This is a genomic window from Streptomyces sp. NPDC059477 (assembly GCF_042749375.1).
Lineage (GTDB): Bacteria > Actinomycetota > Actinomycetes > Streptomycetales > Streptomycetaceae > Streptomyces.
In genome coordinates, this window is record NZ_JBHYUG010000055.1 from 1 (window position 1) to 19,576 (window position 19,576).

At 72.9% G+C, this 19,576-nt stretch carries 12 protein-coding genes and 2 pseudogenes; 6 read left to right on the plus strand and 8 right to left on the minus strand.

The genetic code is table 11. The features are described 5' to 3' along the window. The first annotated feature begins 346 nt into the window (after window positions 1-346). Entirely contained in the window at window positions 347-1,930 is a 1,584-nt protein-coding gene (locus ACFXAZ_RS25165; protein ID WP_384595448.1) for an amino acid permease, read from the plus strand. A 26-nt stretch (window positions 1,931-1,956) separates the two neighbouring features. On the opposite strand, the gene ACFXAZ_RS25170 is transcribed toward ACFXAZ_RS25165, so the two are convergent. Beyond that, the gene (locus tag ACFXAZ_RS25170; protein ID WP_384595451.1) at window positions 1,957-2,433 is read right to left on the minus strand and encodes a GNAT family N-acetyltransferase; all 477 of its coding nucleotides are present in this window, start codon (window positions 2,431-2,433) and stop codon (window positions 1,957-1,959) included. Window positions 2,434-2,558: 125 nt separating this feature from the next. On the opposite strand from ACFXAZ_RS25170, the gene ACFXAZ_RS25175 reads away from it, so the two are divergent. Next, window positions 2,559-3,512, plus strand: coding sequence for a pseudouridine synthase (locus ACFXAZ_RS25175; protein WP_384595454.1), 954 nt, complete (start codon window positions 2,559-2,561; stop codon window positions 3,510-3,512). 43 nt (window positions 3,513-3,555) lie between these two features. On the opposite strand, the gene ACFXAZ_RS25180 is transcribed toward ACFXAZ_RS25175, so the two are convergent. The 6 genes and pseudogenes from ACFXAZ_RS25180 to ACFXAZ_RS25205 all read right to left on the minus strand — a co-directional run bounded on the left by ACFXAZ_RS25180 (window position 3,556) and on the right by ACFXAZ_RS25205 (window position 9,523). Then, complete coding sequence (locus tag ACFXAZ_RS25180; RefSeq protein WP_384595457.1) at window positions 3,556-5,055, minus strand: cytochrome P450; 1,500 nt, start codon at window positions 5,053-5,055, stop codon at window positions 3,556-3,558. Window positions 5,056-5,068: 13 nt separating this feature from the next. Beyond that, window positions 5,069-5,689 carry an ATP/GTP-binding protein gene (locus tag ACFXAZ_RS25185; protein ID WP_384595461.1) on the minus strand — a complete coding sequence of 207 codons (621 nt, stop codon included), beginning with the start codon at window positions 5,687-5,689 and terminating at the stop codon, window positions 5,069-5,071. After that, window positions 5,670-6,065 (minus strand): annotated as a pseudogene (locus ACFXAZ_RS25190) (DUF742 domain-containing protein); the annotation flags it as partial. The pseudogene ACFXAZ_RS25190 and the gene ACFXAZ_RS25185, both read right to left, overlap by 20 nt. 239 nt (window positions 6,066-6,304) lie before the next feature. After that, window positions 6,305-6,712, minus strand: coding sequence for a roadblock/LC7 domain-containing protein (locus ACFXAZ_RS25195; RefSeq protein ID WP_384595464.1), 408 nt, complete (start codon window positions 6,710-6,712; stop codon window positions 6,305-6,307). Next, a complete protein-coding gene (locus ACFXAZ_RS25200) occupies window positions 6,709-8,367 on the minus strand; it encodes an ATP-binding protein (RefSeq protein WP_384595467.1) in 1,659 nt (552 codons plus the stop codon). The genes ACFXAZ_RS25195 and ACFXAZ_RS25200 overlap by 4 nt, the downstream gene beginning before the upstream one ends. A gap of 526 nt (window positions 8,368-8,893) precedes the next feature. Next, complete coding sequence (locus ACFXAZ_RS25205; RefSeq protein WP_384595470.1) at window positions 8,894-9,523, minus strand: TetR/AcrR family transcriptional regulator; 630 nt, start codon at window positions 9,521-9,523, stop codon at window positions 8,894-8,896. Between the two features lie 332 nt (window positions 9,524-9,855). On the opposite strand from ACFXAZ_RS25205, the gene ACFXAZ_RS25210 reads away from it, so the two are divergent. The 4 genes and pseudogenes from ACFXAZ_RS25210 to atzF form a co-directional block, all read left to right on the plus strand. After that, window positions 9,856-10,680, plus strand: a complete 825-nt coding sequence (locus ACFXAZ_RS25210; protein ID WP_384595473.1) for an urea amidolyase associated protein UAAP1 — start codon at window positions 9,856-9,858, stop codon at window positions 10,678-10,680. A gap of 95 nt (window positions 10,681-10,775) precedes the next feature. Beyond that, window positions 10,776-11,405 carry an urea amidolyase associated protein UAAP2 gene (locus ACFXAZ_RS25215; RefSeq protein WP_384595562.1) on the plus strand — a complete coding sequence of 210 codons (630 nt, stop codon included), beginning with the start codon at window positions 10,776-10,778 and terminating at the stop codon, window positions 11,403-11,405. Beyond that, window positions 11,402-14,908 carry a 5-oxoprolinase/urea amidolyase family protein gene (locus ACFXAZ_RS25220; protein ID WP_384595476.1) on the plus strand — a complete coding sequence of 1,169 codons (3,507 nt, stop codon included), beginning with the start codon at window positions 11,402-11,404 and terminating at the stop codon, window positions 14,906-14,908. The genes ACFXAZ_RS25215 and ACFXAZ_RS25220 overlap by 4 nt, the downstream gene beginning before the upstream one ends. 62 nt (window positions 14,909-14,970) lie before the next feature. Then, a pseudogene (gene atzF, locus ACFXAZ_RS25225) lies at window positions 14,971-16,650 on the plus strand (allophanate hydrolase); the annotation flags it as partial. A gap of 62 nt (window positions 16,651-16,712) precedes the next feature. Here the strand turns inward: atzF and ACFXAZ_RS25230 are convergent. Next, window positions 16,713-19,562 carry a DEAD/DEAH box helicase gene (locus ACFXAZ_RS25230; protein WP_384595479.1) on the minus strand — a complete coding sequence of 950 codons (2,850 nt, stop codon included), beginning with the start codon at window positions 19,560-19,562 and terminating at the stop codon, window positions 16,713-16,715. Between the last annotated feature and the right edge of the window lie 14 nt (window positions 19,563-19,576).

Sequence of the window (19,576 nt, forward strand, 5' to 3'; positions counted from 1 at the left end):
GGGGTCGCGGTCCGGTCCGGGGGGCGGGGTGGTCGGGCGGGTCGCGTCGCGTCGCGGTTTGGGGCGGTGTGCGGTGGGGGCCGCGCCCCCGGGCGGGGGGGGCTGGGCCCCCGGGTCGCGGCCCCCCCCCCCGGGGCCCGCCCGTTCCCCGTACCCGGACACCCCCCCCCGAAACCGCAAACCGCAAGCCCCCGCACACACACGACATATCGCGACCGTCGAACATCGGCCACGGCGTGAGCACTTGGGTCCGGAGCGGATACGGCCGTGTCACGCGGCCGAAACAGCGCGTCCCTAATTTCTGTCGCTCGACAGGAATTCTTCGCGCTCCCAGGCAGGTGCCGCCGTGACCACCACCGCTCCCTCCGACGTCCGCCCCGACCCGCCGCGCTCCGCGCAGTCCGCCCCGGACGGCACGCTCGCCGAGTTCGGCTACCGCCAGGAGCTGCACCGCAGCCTGGGCCGGTACGCCTCGTTCGCCGCCGGGTTCTCCTTCATCTCGGTCCTGACCACCGTCTTCCAGTTCTTCGCCATCGGGTACGCGTTCGGCGGCGCGGTCTTCTTCTGGGCCTGGCCGGTGGTGCTGGTGGGGCAGTTCCTGGTGGCCGCCTGCTTCGCGGAACTGGCCGCGCGCTACCCGATCTCCGGCGCCATCTACCAGTGGTCCACCCGGCTCTCGAACGCCGTCTTCGGCTGGTTCGCCGGCTGGATCATGGTGATCGGGCAGATCGTGGTGGTCGCCGCGGCGGCGCTCGCGCTCCAGATGGTGCTGCCCGCGATCTGGTCCGGCTTCCAGCTGATCGGCACCGACCCGGCCCCCACCTCCGCCGACGGCGCCGCCAACGCCGCCGTCCTCGGCGTGCTCCTGCTGGCCCTCACCACCCTGGTCAACACCCTGGACAACAAGGTCCTGTCGGCGGTCAACCGGATCGGCGTCACCGCCGAGATCATCGGCGCGATCCTGATCGTCGTCCTGCTCCTCACCCACTCCGAGCGCTCCCCCGGCATCACCTTCCACACCACCGGCGGCGCCGAGTCCGGGCTGCTGGGCGCGCTGCTGGTGGGCTCGTTCACGGCGGCGTACGTGATGATCGGGTTCGACAGCGCGGGCGAGATGAGCGAGGAGACCCACCACCCGAGGCGTACCGCGCCGCGCACGATCCTCACCGCGCTCGGCGCGGCGGGCCTGCTCGGCGGGCTGATCGTGCTGGGCGGACTGCTGGCCGCGCCGAGCCTGACCGACGGCCGCCTCGCCGTCGACGGGCTGAGCTACGTCCTCACCAGCAGCCTGGGCGACGGGGTGGGCCGGCTGCTGCTGGCGGACGTGGCCCTGGCCATCGCCGTGGCGGCGCTCGCCATCCAGACCTCCGCCTGCCGGATGCTCTTCTCCATGGCCCGCGACGGGCAGCTCCCCTTCTCCCGCCGCCTGGCCCGCGTCAACGCCCGCACCGGCATGCCCCACGCCCCCGCCCTGGTGGTCGGCGTGCTGGCCGCCGCGCTGCTCCTGCTGAACTTCGCGTCCCCGGAGGCGTTCCTCGCCATCGGCACCACCTGCATCGTCATGCTCTACCTGGCCTACGCGATGGTCACCGGCCCGCTCCTGATCGCCCGCCTGCGCGGCCGTCTCCCCCGCACCGGCACCGACGAGACCGGCGCCCCGCTCTTCTCCCTGGGCCGCTGGGGAGTCCCCGTCAACGCCCTGGCCCTCCTGTACGGCCTGTTCATGACCGTCAACCTGGCCTGGCCCCGCGCCGAGGTGTACGACCCGGCGGGCGGGCATTGGTACTTCCAGTGGTTCACCCTGATCTTCCTGACCGTCACGATCGCGGCGGGGGCCGCCTACCGGGTGTGGCGGACCCGGCGCCCCGAGCCGGTACCGGTGCCGGAGCCGGGCTCGGCCGAGACGCCCACGACGGCCGTCCCGGCGTAGGGCCCGTCGGCATCGTCCTGTCGCCGTCAGTCGCCGCGCACCCGGGCACGCAGGTGCGTGTCGTGCCAGCCGTCCGTGTGGAGCAGCGCGGAGCGCTTGGTGCCCTCCAGGGTGAAACGGGCTCGGGCGGCGACCCGCCGGCCACGGGCCTCGGTGACCGTCCAGTACGCCACCTCGGCCATGCCGTCCCCGAGCGCGAGGGAGCGCAGCGCGACCCGGCCGAGCAGCCGCCCGGAGTCCTCGTCGGCCACCGCGAACTGGACCCCGCGCTCCGCCGCCCACTGCGCCCGCCAGTCCTCGACCCAGCCCCGCACCTCGTCCGCACCGGCCGCCGCCCGCAGATGCCAGCGGTGCAGCGCGGGGTCCTGGTACGCCCGGTGGACGGCGGGCACGTCCCCGTCCCGCCAGGGGCGCAGCAGCAGTCCGTCACCGGTGGGGAGCGTGGGCTGCGGGCTCCCGGCGAGGACACCGGCGGGCAGCACCCGGGAGGTGAGAGGAGGCATGCCCGGTATCCTGCCGGGCCACGACAGCCCGCTCCCAGCGAATTCCGGCACCCGCGCGGCCCCAAGCGCGGCCCCACCCGCCGCCGTTTCCCGGCCCCGCACCCCACCTCGTACCCTGAACCACCATGACCCGCCGATCCGCTCCCCCGCCCGCCCCGCTCCCCCAGCGTGACGGGGTCGACGCGGTGCGGGTGCGGCTGCCGTGGGAGGGGGACTGGGGGTCGGTGCGGGAGTACCTGGTGGAGCGGCTGTCGGGGGCGGGGCCCGGGGTCGTGGCGGGGATGTTCGAGGCGGGGCTGGTCGTCGGGGCGGACGGGCGGGCGGTGGCGCCGGAGACGGACTTCGTCCCGGGGATGTATGTGTGGTTCCACCGCGAGCTGCCCTACGAGGTGCCGGTGCCGTTCCCGATCGACGTGGTCTACCGCGACGAGCATCTCGTCGTCGCCGACAAGCCGCATTTCCTGGCCACCACCCCGCGCGGCAGCCATGTCGTCCAGAGCGCCCTCGCCCGGCTCCGGCGTGAACTGGACCTGCCCGCGCTGGGCGCCGCGCACCGCCTCGACCGGCTCACGGCCGGCCTGGTGCTGTTCACCGTCCGCCCCGGGGAACGCGGCGCCTACCAGCGGCTGTTCGGCGAACGGCGGGTGCGCAAGGAGTACGAGGCGGTGGCGCCGTACGATCCCGGGCTCGCCCTGCCCCGGACCGTGCGCAGCCGGATCCTCAAGGAGCGCGGGGTGCTGGCCGCGCGGGAGATTCCGGGCGAGCCCAACGCGGTGACCGAGGTCGTGCTGGCCGAGCACCGCGCCGACGGGCTGGGCCGCTACCGGCTGCTGCCCACCACCGGCCAGACCCATCAGCTACGGGTGCACATGACCGCCCTCGGGGTGCCGATCCTCGGCGATCCGCTGTACCCGGCCATCGCCCCGCCCGTACCGCCCGGCGACTTCCGCCGCCCGCTGCAACTGCTGGCCCGGGCGCTGGAGTTCACCGACCCGGTGACGGGCGTGGAGCATCGGTTGCGCAGCGGGCGGGTGCTGGGGGCCTGGGCGGAGCCGGAGGAGTGGGCTGCGGGGCGGTAGCCCCCCCCCGCAGCCGGACCGCCGTCCCGCCCCGGCTGCCTCCTCAGTCCCCCCGCCACCACCGTACGAACCGCCGCCAGGCGCCCGGCCGTTTGTCGGGTTCCGGGGCGGGCTCGGGCGGTCGCGTGTACGGGGGTGGCGGGGGCGACGGGTTGGCGCGCAGTGGGGCGGTCGGGGTCGCGCCCGGCCCCGGGGAGACGATCTCCCAGGTCGGCGGGGGCTCCGGGTGCCGGATCGCCGGGGGTGTCTGGATGTCCTGCGTCGGCTTGGGGGCGAAGGTGACGGGGAGGGCGACCAGATGGCGGGAGGCGATGGACTCGGTCCAGCGCAGCCGGTCCTCGGGGCAGTCGAGTTCCACGTCGGGCAGCCGCATCAGCAGCGCGTCGACGCCGGTGTCGGCGATGGCGCGGCCGATGTCCTGGCCGGGGCATTCGTGCGGGCCGCCGCCGAAGGAGAGGTGGGAGCGGTTGCCCTGCATATGGGCGGCGAGGTCGGGCCGCACGCGCGGGTCGATGTTGCCCGGGGCGGGCGCGAACAGCAGGCCGTCGCCGCGTTTGATGCGCTTGCCGCCCAGCTCGGTGTCCTGCTTGGCGAAGTACGCGAACACGGTGCTGAAGGGGGGTTCGTCCCACAGGGACTGCTCGACCGCCTCGGGCACGGTCATCTGGCCGCCGTTGAGCTGGGCGCGGAAGCGGGGGTCGGTGAGGACCATGCGCAGCACGCTGGAGAGCAGGTTGACGGTGGTCTCGTAGGAGGCGAGCAGCACCAGCCGCAGATGCTCGCGCACCTCGTCGTCGCTCAGCTTGGCGGGGTGGCGGACGAGATAGCTGGTGAAGTCCTCCTGGGGGTCGGCGCGGCGGCGCAGGGTGAGCCTGCTGAGCGCGTCCATGACCTTGGCGTGACTGGCGATGGCGGTCTCGGTGCCCTTGAGGGTGTCGCGGGCGGCGTGCACGAGTTCGTCGCCGTACTCGCCGGGCATGCCGAGGATCTCGCACATCACGCCCATCGGCAGATGCTCGGTGAACTCGCTGACGAGGTCGGCGGTGCCCCGCTCGCAGAACCGGTTGACGAGCCGCTGGGTGTGCCGGTTGATGTGCCGGCGCAGCGAGCGGTGATCGATGGTGGACACGGCGCCGGTGACCGCGCCGCGCAGCCGCAGGTGTTCGTCGCCCTCGGCGTGCGAGGCGATGGGCTGCCAGGCGATGTGCGGCATCAGCGGATGGTCGTCCTTGACCTTGCCCTCGGTCATCGGGGTCCAGATGCGGCTGTCGCGGGTGTACTGCGCGGGGCTGCGCACCATGTGCAGGTTCTCGGCGTGGCCGAGCACCACCCACATGGGGATGTCGTCGTGGAGCAGCACGGGCGCGACGGGGCCGTGTTCGGCGCGGAGTTTCTCGTACAGGCCGCTGAGGTCGAGCGCCTCGGGGCCGTAGAGGCGCTGCGGGTCGCCGGGGCCGGGGCCGGGGCGGTGGGCGGGGCAGCCGGGGGGCGGGGCGCCGGGGAGGTCGTCCGTACCGGTCGAGGGGTGGGGTTCAGGCGTCACGGAAGGGCTCCGGTCAGGTGAGGACGCCCGCCGTGGCGAGCTTGTGCAGGAAGCGCATGAGGGTCATCAGGGTGTCCCGGCTGGCGGCCCGGCGGCGGGCGTCGCACTCCACGATGGGGATCTCCGGGGCGAGGTCGAGGGCGGTGCGCAGTTGCTCTACGGGGTAGTGGGGGGCGCCGGGGAAGGTGTTGACGGCGACCACGAAGGGCACGCCGCGCTCCTCCAGGCGGCCCATGACGTCGTAGCTGACCTCCAGGCGCCGGGTGTCGATCAGGACCACCGCGCCGAGGGCGCCCTCGAACAGGCCGTTCCACAGGAACCAGAAGCGTTCCTGGCCGGGGGTGCCGAAGAGATAGAGGACCAGTTGCTCGGAGACGGTGATACGGCCGAAGTCCATGGCCACGGTGGTGGCCGTCTTGGTGTCGGAGCCGCGGTTGTCGTCGACACCGACGCCTGCCTGGGTCATGGTCTCCTCGGTCGTCAGCGGTCTGATCTCGCTGACCGAGCCGACCATGGTGGTCTTGCCGACGCCGAACCCGCCCACGATCACGATCTTCACCGCGGCCTTGGCCGTGTGCGGGAGATGGTCCTCGGTGCGGGGGCCGGGGACGGTGTCAGAGCCTTTGAAGTCCATGCATCACCGCTTCGAGAAGGGACCGGTCGGCAAGCGCCTGGCGGACGATGGGGGCCCGCGCGTGGACCAGTTCGGCCGCCAGCATCTCGGTGAGCAGGACGGTCACCGCGCTGTACGGGAGGCTGAGGTAGGCCGAGAGTTCGGCGACGGACAGGGGGGCGGCGCACAGGCGCAGCACCGCGGCCTGTTCGGGGGCGGTGGAGGGCGGCGGGTCCTCGGCGCGCGCCACGATCAGGGTGACGAGGTCCAGTCCCGCGCGCTCGCTGTCGGCGCCCCCGATGACGTAGAAGCGCTCGGGGTTGCCGCCGGGCCTGCCGTCGCCGGGGGCGGTGTCCTCCGGGGGGTTGTCGTCGGGGGGCCGGCGCTGCGGGGACGGGGTCTCGGGGTGCTGGTCCTCGGGGTGGCGGTCGGCGCGGGGTCGGTGGTCGCGGGGGCGGTCCTCGGGGTGCCGGTCGGTGCGGGGCCCGTTCTGGCGGTGCCGGTCCTCCGGGGGGCGGCCCTCCCGGGGGCTCCGGCCGCCACCGGCACCCGGTGGGGGCGGGGAGGTGGCCGGGGGCGGCGTCGGCGGTGGCCGGAGTGGCTCCTGGGGGTAACGCCTCTGGCGTTTGGGAGGCGTCATACGGTCTGCCCGTTGCTGTGCCGCGCGGGACTGGTGAGGTGGGCGCCGATCCGGACGACCAGGTCGCGCATGCGGCTGCTCATCATGCCGGGCTCGCACCTGATGTCGGACAGGACCGCGAGATAGGCGTTGGCACCGGCCGCCATCAGATAGAAGTAGCCGCGGTCGATCTCGATGACGATGAGGTTCATCTCGCCGTCGCTGCCGGACAGTTCCTGGGCGACGGCGTTGGCGAGGCTCTGCATTCCCGCGCAGGCGGCGGCCACCCGGTCGGCGGCGTCCGGATCGCCGGAGTAGCGGGCGAGGCGCAGACCGTCGGCGGAGAGCACCACGATCATCTCGATGCCCGGCACCCCGTCGTACAGGTCCTTGAGCAGCCAGTCGAAGTTGGCGCGGTACGTCACTTGACGTCCCCTTCGTCATCATCGGCCTCGGTGCGGGCCGTCTCGTCGATCAGGTAGAGGTACTTGGTCGGGTTCCGGGTGAAGTCGGTCGGGTGGGTGCCGGGCGGCAGGTCCTTCTTCAGGCCCTCCCAGAAGGACTCGACCCACGCCCCGGGCGGCACGAACTCCTTCTCCGGGGCCGGCTCGGGCTCGGGTTCCGGCTGCGGGGTCCCGGCGGCCAGGGCGGCCTCACGGGCCTCGCGCTCGGCCTTCTCGGCGGCTTCGGCGGCGTACTGGGCGCGGTACTGCTCGGTGATCCGCTGGGTGATCGGGATGGTGGCGCGGCTGCGGCGCTGCGGCAGGCCGTGGGCCGTCCACTCGGTGATGACCGGGACGTCGTCCTCCAGGGAGACCCCCTGCGGGATCTTCGGGCTGGTGGGGCGCCGCTTCTTGGGCGGGCGCGCGGGGCCCGGCAGGGCGTCGGTGGAGACCGGGATGCCGGTGGCGCCGATGCCGTGCGCGAGGCCGACGCCGCGCTCGTGGGTGAGCATGTCCATCGGCACGATGAGCACCGCGCGGACCCCGCCGTACGCGGAGGTGCGCAGCGCGATCCGCATGTTGAACTGGCCGCACAGCCGCCCGACGACGGCGAGGCCGAGGCGCGGGCTGTCTTCGAGTTCCTGCATGTCGACGCCCATCATGGCGTTCTTGATCATCTTCTCGGCGCCGGCCCGGGACTCCTCGCCCAGGCCCATGCCGCCGTCCTCGATCTCGATGGCCAGCCCGCTCTGCACCTCGATGGCGGTGACATGCACCTTGGTGTGCGGGGGCGAGTAGCGGGTGGCGTTGTCGAAGAGTTCCGCGCAGGCGTGGATGATCGGCTCGACGTAGATGCCCTTGGCGCTGAGCCGGGCGATGTTGTTCAGCTTGATCCGGCGGTACTCCAGGATCCGGGACATCGCGCCGCGCAGGGTGGAGTACATGGAGACGTCCAAGGGCCAGTTGCGGCCGGGGCGTCCGCCGCCGAGCACGGAGATGGAGTCGGCGAGGCGGCCGATCAGCGCGGTGCCGTGGTCGATGCGCAGCAGGTCGTCGAAGACCTCGGGGTTGGTGCCGTGGTCCTCCTCCATCTCGCGGAGTTCATTGGCCTGCTGGTGGACGATGGCCTGGACCCGGCGGGCGATGTTGACGAAGGAACGCTGGGCGGAGTCGCGCAGGTTCTCCTCGTGGTCGACGATCCGCAGCATCAGCCGGACCAGTTCCTTCTGGACGTCGGGGATGCTGCCCCAGCCCTCCTCGATCTCGTCGAGTTCGAGGAGGGTCTCCCGGGCCGTGTTGCCCTTGCGCATGTGGTCGATGGCGCCGGGGACGATGTCGGTGGCGAGGTAGAGCATGCGCCCGTCGTTGGCGGCGATCCGCTCTTCCAGTTCGGCGGTGTACCGGGCGTGCTCGGCCCGCAGTTCGCGGATGGCCCGGCCGCGGCGCACCACCTCGGCGGCGGTCAGGATCACCAGGAGCGTGGCCACGGCGCCGCAGCAGCCGACCGCGAGACGGGCGGCCGGGGCCACCAGGGCGACGGCGGCGCCGGTCGCCGCGGCCATCAGTACGGCGGGCAGCAACAGCAGGCGCGCGTAGGGAAGTTCGCGGCGTCGGGGAGGGGGTTGAACACTCACCATGTGGGCCCTCGGAAGCGAATCGGCGGGGAGGTCGGGCGGGCATCGGGTGGACGTGTGACGGGCGTCGGTCGGGCAGCTGTCGGGCATCGGGCTGGCGTCGGTCGGGCGTCGGGCGTGCTGGGGAGCACCGCGCTGGGGGAACGCTGCGCATCGACACTTCGGCGTGTTCGAGACCTTGGGGATCTTTAGGAACAAACGCACGAATGATCTCAACTCGGTGCGCTGCGGGCGAGCTTAGTCCGGGCGGATCATCGCCGTGTCATCTTCGGCAAGCCCCTGAAATGGCGGCGCGACGGGAGTAGTCTCGGCTCCATTTGCACACTGAGCACCGAATCGCACACGCCGCGTAACGGTGTACAGGCGTCCGAAGTCCTCTCACCGTGACGAGTGAAGCCACCTCGGCCCGCGAGAGCCGGAGCACACCCCTTTGCCGGGCGCCCCGCTCAGCCGCCCCGCGCAGCCGCGCCTGCGCCACTGCGCCCGCTCAGCCGCACCTGCTCTACCGCGGCTACTCGACCGCGCCCGCTCAACCGCCCGCGATCCGCAGCGCGGCGTCCGCCGTGGCCTCCGCGAACACCCGCACCGGGCGTTCGGGCCCCGAGCGCCGGACCAGGATGACGCCCTCGATCAGCCCGAACACCAGATCCGTACGCAGCTCCAGCTCACCCTTGGCCAGCACGCCCCCGGCGTCCGTGGCGGCCAGCAACTTCCGGTAGGCGTCGCGCAGTTCGGCGCGCACCGCGTGGAACCCGGCGAACCGCTCGCTGCGCACCTCGGGCAGCAGATACAGCGCGCCCAGGTTGTCGGGGCCGCCGCACAGCAGCTCCACGTCCGCCCGGCACAGCTCCCACAGCCGCCGCTCGGCGGGCCGGGCGTCCTCGGCGAGCAGCGCACGGGCGTAGGCGAGGGACGGGGTGACCGTCGACTCCAGCAGTTCGGCGAGGAGTTCCTCCTTGCCGGACACGTAGTGGTACATCGACGCCTGCCGCATCCCGGCCCGCTCGGCGAGGGCCCGGGTGGAGGTGGCCGCGTAGCCGAGGGTGGTGAACAACTCGGCGGCGGCCAGCAGCAGTTCGGCGCGTGGCTCCAGCCCGCTGTCCGAGCGCCCCGCGGCCCGGGGCCGTCCGACCCGTCGTGCACCATCCGTCGTCCCCATACGTCCGATCGTCGCACAGCATGTCGCCGGGTGATCACAGCGCACACTGCCGGGCGATCACAGCGCACACCGCCGGGCGATCACCGCCGGTTGCTCACCGCCGCACCGCCGGACGATCCGGCCCCTTCCCCGCGCCCGCCCCGGTCCACCCCGCCCCGCCCCGCCGTGAGCGATCGGTAACCCCCCGGGAACGCACGGGCAACACCGAGGACCCGACCCCCACCTAATTTCTATCGAACGACAGAAACCCCCTTCAGCAGTCCCCTTCAGCAGTCCCCTTCAGGAATCCCCTCTCGTGTCCCATCGGATCGGTACCCCGCCGGAGGTTCCCCATGGCAACAGCCACCACATACGGCGCCCGAGCCCACGCACGGGCGCAGCAAGGCACCCGGGCCGAGGCCATGCCCGTCGTACCGGCCGCCGACTGGCCGGGGCCGCCCTGCGAGGCGGGGCACCTGGTGTGGGCCGAGACGGTCGCGGGCGGGAACTACACCCACCGGGTCCTCGCCCGCGGCACCGAACTGCGCCTGACCGACCTGCGCGGCGACGCCTGCGCCCATCTGCTGCTGTACGCCGCCGACCGGCCCTGGGAGCGGCTGAACGTCGCCGACACGGTCAAGGTGCAGTGGAACGCCTACCTCGGCGAAGGCGGGCTCCTGCTGTCCGACCAGGGGCGGGTGCTCGCGTCGACGGTCACCGACAGCTCCGGGCGCCACGACGCCCTGTGCGGCACCTCCACCCTCGCCCGCAACACCGCCCGCTACGGCGACGGCACCCCCCAGTCGCCCTCCCCCGCCGGGCGCGAGCTGTTCAAGCTGGCCGCCGCCAAGAACGGCCTGGGCCCCCGCGATCTGCCGCCCTCGCTCTCCTTCTTCCAGGGCGTCGAGGTCGGCGAGGACGGCGCCCTGGACTTCACCGGCTCGGCCGGGCCCGGAGCGAGCGTCACCCTGCGCGCCGAGCAGGACATCACCGTACTCATCGCGAACGTCCCGCACCCCCTCGATCCGCGCCCCGGCTACCACAGCACCCCGCTGGAGGTGCTCGCCTGGCGCGCGGCCCCGACCCGCCCCGGCGACCCGCTGTGGGACGCCACCCCCGAGGGCCGCCGCGCCTTCCTCAACACCACCGAATTCCTCGCCGCGAGGGGGCTCGCATGACCAGCAGCCAGAACACCGGGGCCGTCACCGGGACCGACACCGGAGCCGACGCGAGGGCCATCACCCGGACCATCACCGCAGCCGCCACGGAGGCCATCACCCGCACCACCGTCCCCGCCCGCGCCGCCTGGTCGTCCCTGATCCGCCCCGGCGAGACCCTCACCATCACCGACCTGCACGGCAACCAGGCCGTCGACTTCCTCGTCTACGACGCCCAGGACACCGCGATCCGCTACAGCGCGCCCGACACGATCCACGCCCAGGGCGGCATCTTCCTCACCACCGGCAGTGTGCTCCTCTCCACCGAGCACACGCCCCTGATGACGGTGACCGCCGACGAGGTCGGCCGCCACGACACCGTGGGCGGCGCCTGCTCCAAGGAGTCCAACACCCTGCGCTACGGCCACCACACCTGGTCCCAGCACGCCTGCGTCGACAACTTCCTCGCCGAGGGCGCCCGTTACGGCCTCGGCAAACGCGACCTGGTCTCCAACATCAACTGGTACATGAACGTCCCCGTCGAGAAGGACGGCACCCTCGGCATCGTCGACGGCCGCTCGGCCCCGGGCCGCTCCCTGAGCCTGCGCGCCGAACGCGAGGTCCTCGTCCTGGTCTCCAACTGCCCCCAGATCAACAACCCCTGCAACGGCTTCGAACCGACGCCGGTCGAGATGACCGTCACGAAGCCCAGGGCCTCGCGGACGACCCCGGAGACCACCCGATGACCTACGACACCCTCCTGATCGCCAACCGCGGCGAGATAGCCGTGCGCATCATCCGTACCGCCCGTGACCTGGGCCTGCGCACGGTCGCCGTCCACTCCGACCCCGACCGCTCCGCCCCGCACGTGCGGCTCGCGGACGAGGCGGTGCGGCTCGGTCCGGCGCCCGCGCGGGAGTCGTATCTGGACGCCGATCTGGTGCTGAAGGCGGCGAAGGACACCGGCGCGGGCGCGATCCACCCCGGCTACGGCTTCCTGTCCGAGGACGCCTCCTTCGCGCGGCGCTGCGAGGACGCGGGGATCGTGTTCGTCGGCCCGACGCCCCGGCAACTGGAGCTGTTCGGTACGAAGCACACCGCGCGGGCGGCGGCCCGGGCGGCCGGGGTGCCGCTGGCGCCGGGCACGGGACTGCTGGCGTCCCTTGAAGACGCGCTCGGGCAGGCGGCGGCCATCGGCTACCCGGTGATGCTGAAGGCCACCGGCGGTGGCGGCGGCATCGGCATGTCGGCCTGCCGGGACACCGCCGGACTCACCGAGGCGTGGGAGCGGGTGCAGCGGGTCGCCGCCGCGTCCTTCGCCACGCCCGGCGTGTTCCTGGAGCGGCTGGTCGAGCACGCCCGCCATGTCGAGGTGCAGATCTTCGGCGACGGCGCCGGGAAGGTCGTCGCCCTCGGGGACCGTGACTGCTCCCTCCAGCGCCGCAACCAGAAGGTCCTGGAGGAGGCCCCGGCCCCCGGCCTGCCCGACCGGGTCCGCACCGGGCTCGCCAACGCCGCCCGCGACCTGTGCGCCTCGGTCGGCTACCGCTCCGCCGGAACCGTCGAGTTCGTGTACGACGCCGCCCGCGAGGAGGCGTACTTCCTGGAGGTCAACACCCGCCTCCAGGTCGAACACCCGGTCACGGAGGAGACGTACGGCGTCGATCTGGTCGCCTGGATGCTGCGGCTGGCGCGCGGTGAGCGGGATGTCGTGCGCGACCCGGGCGCCCCGCGCGGTCACGCCGTCGAGGCCCGGATCTACGCCGAGGACCCCTCCCGCGACCACCGGCCCGGCGCCGGGCTGCTGACCCGGGTGGAGTTCCCGCCGGATGTCCGCGTCGACGGCTGGGTGGAGACCGGCACGGAGGTGACGACGTCGTACGACCCGCTGCTCGCGAAGGTGATCGCCCACGGCCCGGACCGAAGGACCGCGCTCGAACGGCTGGACGAGGCGCTGGCCCGCACCCGCGTGGACGGCATCGAGACCAACCTGGGCCTGGTCCGCGCGGCCCTGACCGACCCGGACTTCCGTGCCGCGCACCACTCCACGGCCACCCTCGCCGGCGTCCACGACCCCACCCCGCGGATCGAGGTGGCCGCCGCCGGGACGCTCACCACCGTCCAGGACTGGCCGGGCCGCACCGGCTACTGGCAGATCGGCGTCCCCCCGAGCGGCCCCATGGACGACCGCTCGTTCCGCCTCGGCAATCTCGCCCTGGGCAACCCCGAGGGCGCCCCCGGCCTCGAATGCACCCTCCAGGGCCCGTCCCTGCGCTTCACCCACCCCACCACCGTCTGTGTCACGGGCGCCCCGGCCCCGGTGACGCTCGACGGCACACCGCTCGCGCAGTGGACACCGGTCACCGTCCCCGCCGGAGCCCTCCTGGAGGTCGGCGCCCCCACCGGAGCCGGACTGCGCACGTACGTCCTTTTCGCGGGCGGCCTCGACGTCCCCGCCTTCCTGGGCAGCGCGAGCACCTTCACACTGGGCCGGTTCGGCGGGCACGGCGGCCGGGCACTGCGCACCGGCGACGTCCTGCACGGCGGCACCGTCACCGAAGGCACTCCGGTCACCGACCCGCCCGCCTTCACCTCCGTGTGGCACATCGGCGCCGTGGAGGGCCCGCACGCGGCACCGGAGTTCTTCACCGAGGACGACATCCGCGACTTCTACGCCGCCGAATGGAAGGTGCACTTCAACTCCGCCCGCACCGGGGTACGGCTCGTCGGCCCCAAGCCGCGCTGGGCCCGCACCGACGGCGGCGAGGCCGGCCTGCACCCGTCCAACATCCACGACACCCCGTACTCCGTCGGCGCCGTCGACTACACCGGCGACATGCCGGTGCTGCTCGGCCCCGACGGCCCCTCCCTCGGCGGTTTCGTCTGCCCGGCCACCGTGCTCAGCGGCGAGCGCTGGAAGCTGGGCCAGCTCCGGCCGGGCGACACGGTCCGCTTCACCCCGGTCCGCGTGGACGGCTCACCGCGCGCGGAGATCACCGACGGGGGCGTGCTCGCCCGGGACGGCGATGTCACCTACCGGCGCAGCGGCGATGACAACCTCCTCGTCGAGTTCGGGCCGATGCAACTCGACCTCGCCCTGCGGATGCGGGTGCACGCCCTCATGGAGGCGGTCGGCGCGGCGGATCTGCCCGGGGTCCTGGACCTCACCCCGGGCATCCGCTCCCTCCAGATCCGCACCGACCCCGCCCGGCTCCCCCAGCACGCCCTGCTCCCCCGGGTACGGCGGCTGGTGACCGCCCTCCCGCCCACCGACCGCCTGGTGGTCCCGTCCCGCACGGTCCATCTCCCGCTGTCCTGGGACGACCCCGCGACCCGCGAGGCCATCGCCCGCTACATGGCGGGGGTCCGCGACGACGCCCCCTGGTGCCCGTGGAACATCGAGTTCATCCGCCGCGTCAACGGCCTGAACACCGTCGAGGACGTGTACCGCACGGTCTTCGACGCCGAGTACCTGGTGCTGGGCCTGGGCGATGTCTACCTGGGCGCCCCCGTGGCCACCCCGCTGGACCCCCGCCACCGCCTGGTCACCACCAAGTACAACCCCGCCCGCACCTGGACCGCCGAGAACTCGGTCGGCATCGGCGGCGCGTATCTGTGCGTGTACGGCATGGAGGGCCCCGGCGGCTACCAGTTCGTGGGGCGGACCACCCAGGTCTGGTCGGGGTGGACCCAGCGGGGCGCGTTCGAGCCCGGCAAACCGTGGCTGCTGCGCTTCTTCGACCGGATCAAGTGGTACCCGGTGGACGCCGAAGAACTCCTCGAACTACGCGCCGACCTGGTCTCCGGCCGGTTCGTGCCGACGATCGAGGAGGGCACCTTCTCCCTGGCCGCCTACGAGGAGTTCCTCGCCCGCAACGCCGGGTCGATCGCCGATTTCCGTACCCGGCAGCAGTCGGCGTTCGCGGCGGAGCGGGACGCGTGGGAGGCGGCGGGCGAGTTCACCCGGGCCGAGGCGGCGGCAGCGCCCGCGCCCCCGGCGGGCGAGGTGACGGTGCCGCCGGGCGGACGGCTCGTCGAGGCGGAGTTCGCGGCATCGGTGTGGCAGGTGAACATCGCGCCCGGCGACACCGTGACGGCGGGTCAGCCACTGCTCGCGCTGGAGGCCATGAAGATGGAGTCACGGGTGTCCGCGCCGGTGGCAGGCGTGGTGACCGAGGTACTGGCCCGCCCCGGCGACCAGGTGGAGGCGGGCACGGCCCTGCTCGTCCTGGCCCAGGCGACGGGTTGAACAGGGGAGCAGGCAACCGGGCGAACCGGCGCCGACAGTCCGGCCGGCCGAACCAACGACACGAGGAGCGAGCAAGCATGTCCACCACCGTCGACCGGGTCCGTGCCGCCTACGAGCGGATCGTGGCCGTGGACCGCCCGGAGATCTGGATCGACCTGCGTCCCCGCGCGCAGGCCGAGGCGGAGGCGGCGGCCCTGGACGCCCGCGTGGCCGCCGGGGAACACCTCCCGCTGGCGGGCAGGCTGCTGGCGGTCAAGGGCAACATCGACGTGGCGGGCCTGCCCACGACGGCGGGCTGTCCGTCGTACGCCCACCGCCCGGCCGCCGACGCCCCGGCGGTGGCCCGGCTGCGGGCGGCGGGGGCGCTGGTCCTGGGCACCACCAATCTCGACCAGTTCGCGACCGGCCTGGTGGGCACCCGCTCGCCCTACGGCGCCGTGCGCAACGCGTGGGACCCGGCGCGGGTGAGCGGCGGCTCCAGCTCCGGCTCGGCGGTGGCGGTCGCCCTGGGCGTCGCCGATCTGGCCCTCGGCACGGACACGGCGGGCTCGGGCCGGGTTCCGGCCGCCTTCAACGGCATCGTCGGCCTCAAACCGACCCGTGGCCTGATCCCGACGACCGGCGTGGTCCCGGCCTGCGCCACGCTCGACTGTGTCACGGTGTTCGCCCGCACCCTCCCGGAGGCCGAGACAGCCCTGTCGTACCTGACGGCCCCACCGGCCCGGGACCTCCCGCCGCTCCCCGCACGCACCCCGGGCCCCTGGCGCATCGCCGTCCCGCCGACCGGACAGCTGGGCGAGCTGGACGAGGGCTGGGCCCAGGCGTACGAGGCGGCGGTGGCCCGGCTGACGGAGGCGGGCGCGGAGATCCGCACGCTCGACCTCACCCCGTTCACCCAGGCGGCGGCGATGCTGTACGAGGGCGCGTTCGTGGCCGAGCGCTACACGGCCGTGGGCGCCTTCGTCGACAAGGCTCTGGCCGCCGGTGCCACCGACCTCGATCCGACCGTGTCCGGCATCATCACCGGCGCCCGCGATGTCCCGGCCCACCGTCTCTTCGCCGACCAGGCCCGCCTGGCCACCCTGCGCGCCCACGCCCTGGCGGAACTCGCCGACGCGGACGCGCTGCTGCTCCCGACCGCCCCGGGCCACCCCACCCTCGCCGAGGTCGCGGCGGACCCGCTGGGCACCAACGCCCGCCTGGGCCGCTTCACCAACTCCACCAACCTCTTCGACCTGGCGGCGGTGGCCGTCCCGGCGGGCGAGGTGTCGGGCCTGCCGTTCGGCGTGATGCTGATCGGCCCGGCGTTCACCGACGAACGCCTGGCCCGCATCGCGGCCTCGCTGCCCCCACAGGCCCAAGTGGCCGTGGTGGGCGCCCACTTGACGGGCCAGCCCCTCAACCCCCAACTCCTGGCCCTGGGTTCCCGCTTGTCCCGCACGACGACAACGGCCCCCCTCTACCACCTGCACGCCCTGAACACGACGCCGGAGAAACCGGGCCTGGTGTACGTAGGAGAGGGCGGCCAGGAGATCGAGACAGAGATCTGGACCCTCCCCCCGGAGTCCCTGGGCAACCTCCTGACGACCCTCCCCCGCCCGATGACACTGGGCCGAGTCCACCTGGCAGACGGCACCACCACCCCAGGCTTCCTGTGCGAGCCGAGCGCACTGGAAGAAGCGGAGGACATCACGTCATTCCAAGGTTGGCGCGCATATGTGAATCGCCGTGCGGAGGTCTGACCTAAGGGGCGCGGGGAACTGCGCGACCAGCCCCCACCGGCCCGCACCCGCCGCCGAACCCCTCACCCCACCGACGAATAGGCCACAACCCCCCGCAACAACCCATCAACCGCCTTGCGCGCAGCCTTCCCCACCGTCGATCCGCTGGGCGCAGCCGCCGCCACCTGCCCCAGCACATCAATCACCTGCTTGCACCACCGCACAAAGTCCCCGGCCGGCATCTCCGCCTCCCGCAGCACCTCGTCGAGCCCCTTCCCGGAGGCCCACTGGTACGCGGCCCAGGCGAACCCGAGATCCGGCTCACGCTGCCCGACCCCTTCGGTCTGGGTGATCCGGAAGTCCTCCTCCAGGGCATCCAGCCGCCCCCAGATCCGCACCATCTCGCCCAGCGCGGCCGTGGCCTTCCCGGACGGCACCTTGGGTGCCATGGCGTCATCGGCGGCCCGCGCCTCGTACACCAGCGCGGACGCGCAGGCCGCCAGCTCGGCGGGCGCGAGCCCTTCCCACACCCCGGCGCGCAGGCATTCACTGGCCAGCAGATCCAGCTCGCCGTACAACCGGGCCAGCCGCTTGCCGTGCTCGGTGACCTCGTCGTCGCGCAGATAGTCCAGCTCGGTCAGCAGGGCCACGATCCGGTCGAAGGTGCGGGCGATCGTGTTGGTGCGCCCCTCGATCCGCCGCTCCAGCTGAGAGGTGTCACGCAGCAGCCGGTGATAGCGCTCGGCCCAGCGGGCGTGGTCCTCGCGGTCGGAGCAGCCGTGGCAGGGGTGCGCGCGCAGCTCGGCGCGCAGCCGGGCGATCTCCCGGTCGTCGGCGGCCTGGGAGCGCTGCTTGCGGTGCCGGTCGGCCGGGATGTGCCCGGCCTTGGTGCGCAGCGCGGAGGCGAGATCCCGGCGGGACTGCGGGGAGCGCGGGTTGAAGGACTTGGGGATCCGCATCCGCTCCAGCGCCTCCACCGGGACCGGGAAGTCCATCGCGGCGAGCCGCTTGACCTGCCGCTCGGCGGTCAGCACCAGCGGCCGGGGCCCGTCGTGCGCCTCGAAGCCGCGATGCCCGTTGGAGCGCCCGGCGGGCAGCCCCGGATCCAGCACCAGCGCCAGCCCGGCGTACTTCCCCGTGGGGACGTGGATGACATCGCCCGGCTTGAGCCGCTCCAGCGCGACCGCGGCCTCGGCTCTGCGCTGGGCGGCGCCCTGCCGGGCCAGGTCGTTCTCCCGGTCCTTGAGTTCGCGGCGCAGCCGCGCGTACTCCTCGAAGTCGCCGAGGTGGCAGGTCATCGACTCCTTGTAGCCGTCGAGACCTTCCTCGTTGCGCTGCACCTGCCGGGAGATCCCCACCACGGACCGGTCGGCCTGGAACTGCGCGAACGACGTCTCCAGCAGCTCGCGCGAGCGATGCCGCCCGAACTGCTCGACCAGGTTGACCGCCATGTTGTACGACGGCTTGAAGCTGGAGCGCAGCGGATAGGTGCGGGTACCGGCGAGCCCGGCGAGATGGTCGGGGTTCATGCCGCGCTGCCACAGCACCACGGCATGGCCCTCGATGTCGATGCCCCGGCGTCCGGCGCGGCCGGTGAGCTGGGTGTACTCGCCGGGGGTGATGTCGGCGTGCTGCTCGCCGTTCCACTTGACGAGCTTCTCCAGGACCACGGACCGGGCGGGCATGTTGATGCCCAGGGCGAGGGTCTCGGTGGCGAACACGGCCTTGACCAGGCCGCGCACGAACAGTTCCTCCACGACCTCCTTGAAGGTCGGCAGCATGCCCGCGTGGTGGGCGGCGATACCGCGCTCCAGGCCCTCCAGCCACTCGAAGTAGCCCAGGACGTGCAGATCCTCGGACGGGATGGACGCGGTGCGCTCCTCGACCAGTTCACGGACCTTCAGACGGGCCTCGTCGTCGTTGAGCCGCAGGCCCGCGTACAGGCACTGCTGGACGGCGGCCTCGCAGGCGGCGCGGCTGAAGATGAAGGTGATCGCCGGGAGCAGGCCCTCCGCGTCGAGCCGCTCGATGACCTCGGGGCGGCTGGGCGTCCAGATCCGGGAGCGCTGTCTGCGCTCGCGCTCACGGTCGGCCTCGCGCATGGACCGGCCGCGTCTGCGGTCCTGGTAGGAGGGCCGGCTGGCCTCCATGCGGGCCATCCGGGTCAGATCGGGGTTGACGGCCTTGCGGTGGCCCTCGCCCTCCTCGAACAGGTCGTACATCCGCCGCCCGGCGAGGACGTGCTGGAACAGCGGCACCGGCCGGTGCTCGGAGACGATCACCTCGGTGTCGCCGCGCACGGTGTCGAGCCAGTCGCCGAACTCCTCGGCGTTGGAGACGGTCGCCGAGAGTGAGACGAGCGTCACCGACTCGGGCAGATGGATGATCACTTCCTCCCAGACGGCGCCCCGGAAGCGGTCGGAGAGGTAGTGCACCTCGTCCATCACCACATGGCCCAGGCCGAGGAGGGTTCGCGAGCCCGCGTACAGCATGTTCCGCAGCACCTCGGTGGTCATCACGACCACGGGGGCGTCGGAGTTGACGCTGTTGTCGCCGGTGAGCAGGCCGACCTTGTCGGTGCCGTAGCGCCGGCACAGGTCGTTGTACTTCTGGTTCGACAGCGCCTTGATGGGTGTCGTGTAGAAGCACTTGCGGCCCTGGGTGAGGGCGAGGTGGACGGCGAACTCGCCCACGATCGTCTTGCCGGAGCCGGTGGGGGCGGCGACCAGCACGCCCTTGCCGGACTCCAGCGCCTCACAGGCCTCGATCTGGAAGGGGTCGAGGCCGAAGTCGTACATCTCGCGGAAGGACGCGAGCGCGGTGGCCTGGTCCGCAGCACGCCTGCGGGCTGCCGCGTACCGCTCGGCAGGTGAGAGGTCCTGTGTCATCGTGCTTTCGAGCGTACCGGGCCGCACTGACAACAGGACGATCATTATCCCGATCCACG

Coding starts and splice junctions, on each gene's coding strand:
- ACFXAZ_RS25185 (WP_384595461.1), bottom strand. CDS start 5,689: ATGGACTTCAAAGGCTCTGACACCGTCCCCGGCCCCCGCACCGAGGAC.
- ACFXAZ_RS25200 (WP_384595467.1), bottom strand. CDS start 8,367: ATGGTGAGTGTTCAACCCCCTCCCCGACGCCGCGAACTTCCCTACGCG.
- ACFXAZ_RS25220 (WP_384595476.1), top strand. CDS start 11,402: ATGACCTACGACACCCTCCTGATCGCCAACCGCGGCGAGATAGCCGTG.
- ACFXAZ_RS25210 (WP_384595473.1), top strand. CDS start 9,856: ATGGCAACAGCCACCACATACGGCGCCCGAGCCCACGCACGGGCGCAG.
- ACFXAZ_RS25205 (WP_384595470.1), bottom strand. CDS start 9,523: ATGGGGACGACGGATGGTGCACGACGGGTCGGACGGCCCCGGGCCGCG.
- ACFXAZ_RS25175 (WP_384595454.1), top strand. CDS start 2,559: ATGACCCGCCGATCCGCTCCCCCGCCCGCCCCGCTCCCCCAGCGTGAC.
- ACFXAZ_RS25230 (WP_384595479.1), bottom strand. CDS start 19,562: ATGATCGTCCTGTTGTCAGTGCGGCCCGGTACGCTCGAAAGCACGATG.
- ACFXAZ_RS25170 (WP_384595451.1), bottom strand. CDS start 2,433: ATGCCTCCTCTCACCTCCCGGGTGCTGCCCGCCGGTGTCCTCGCCGGG.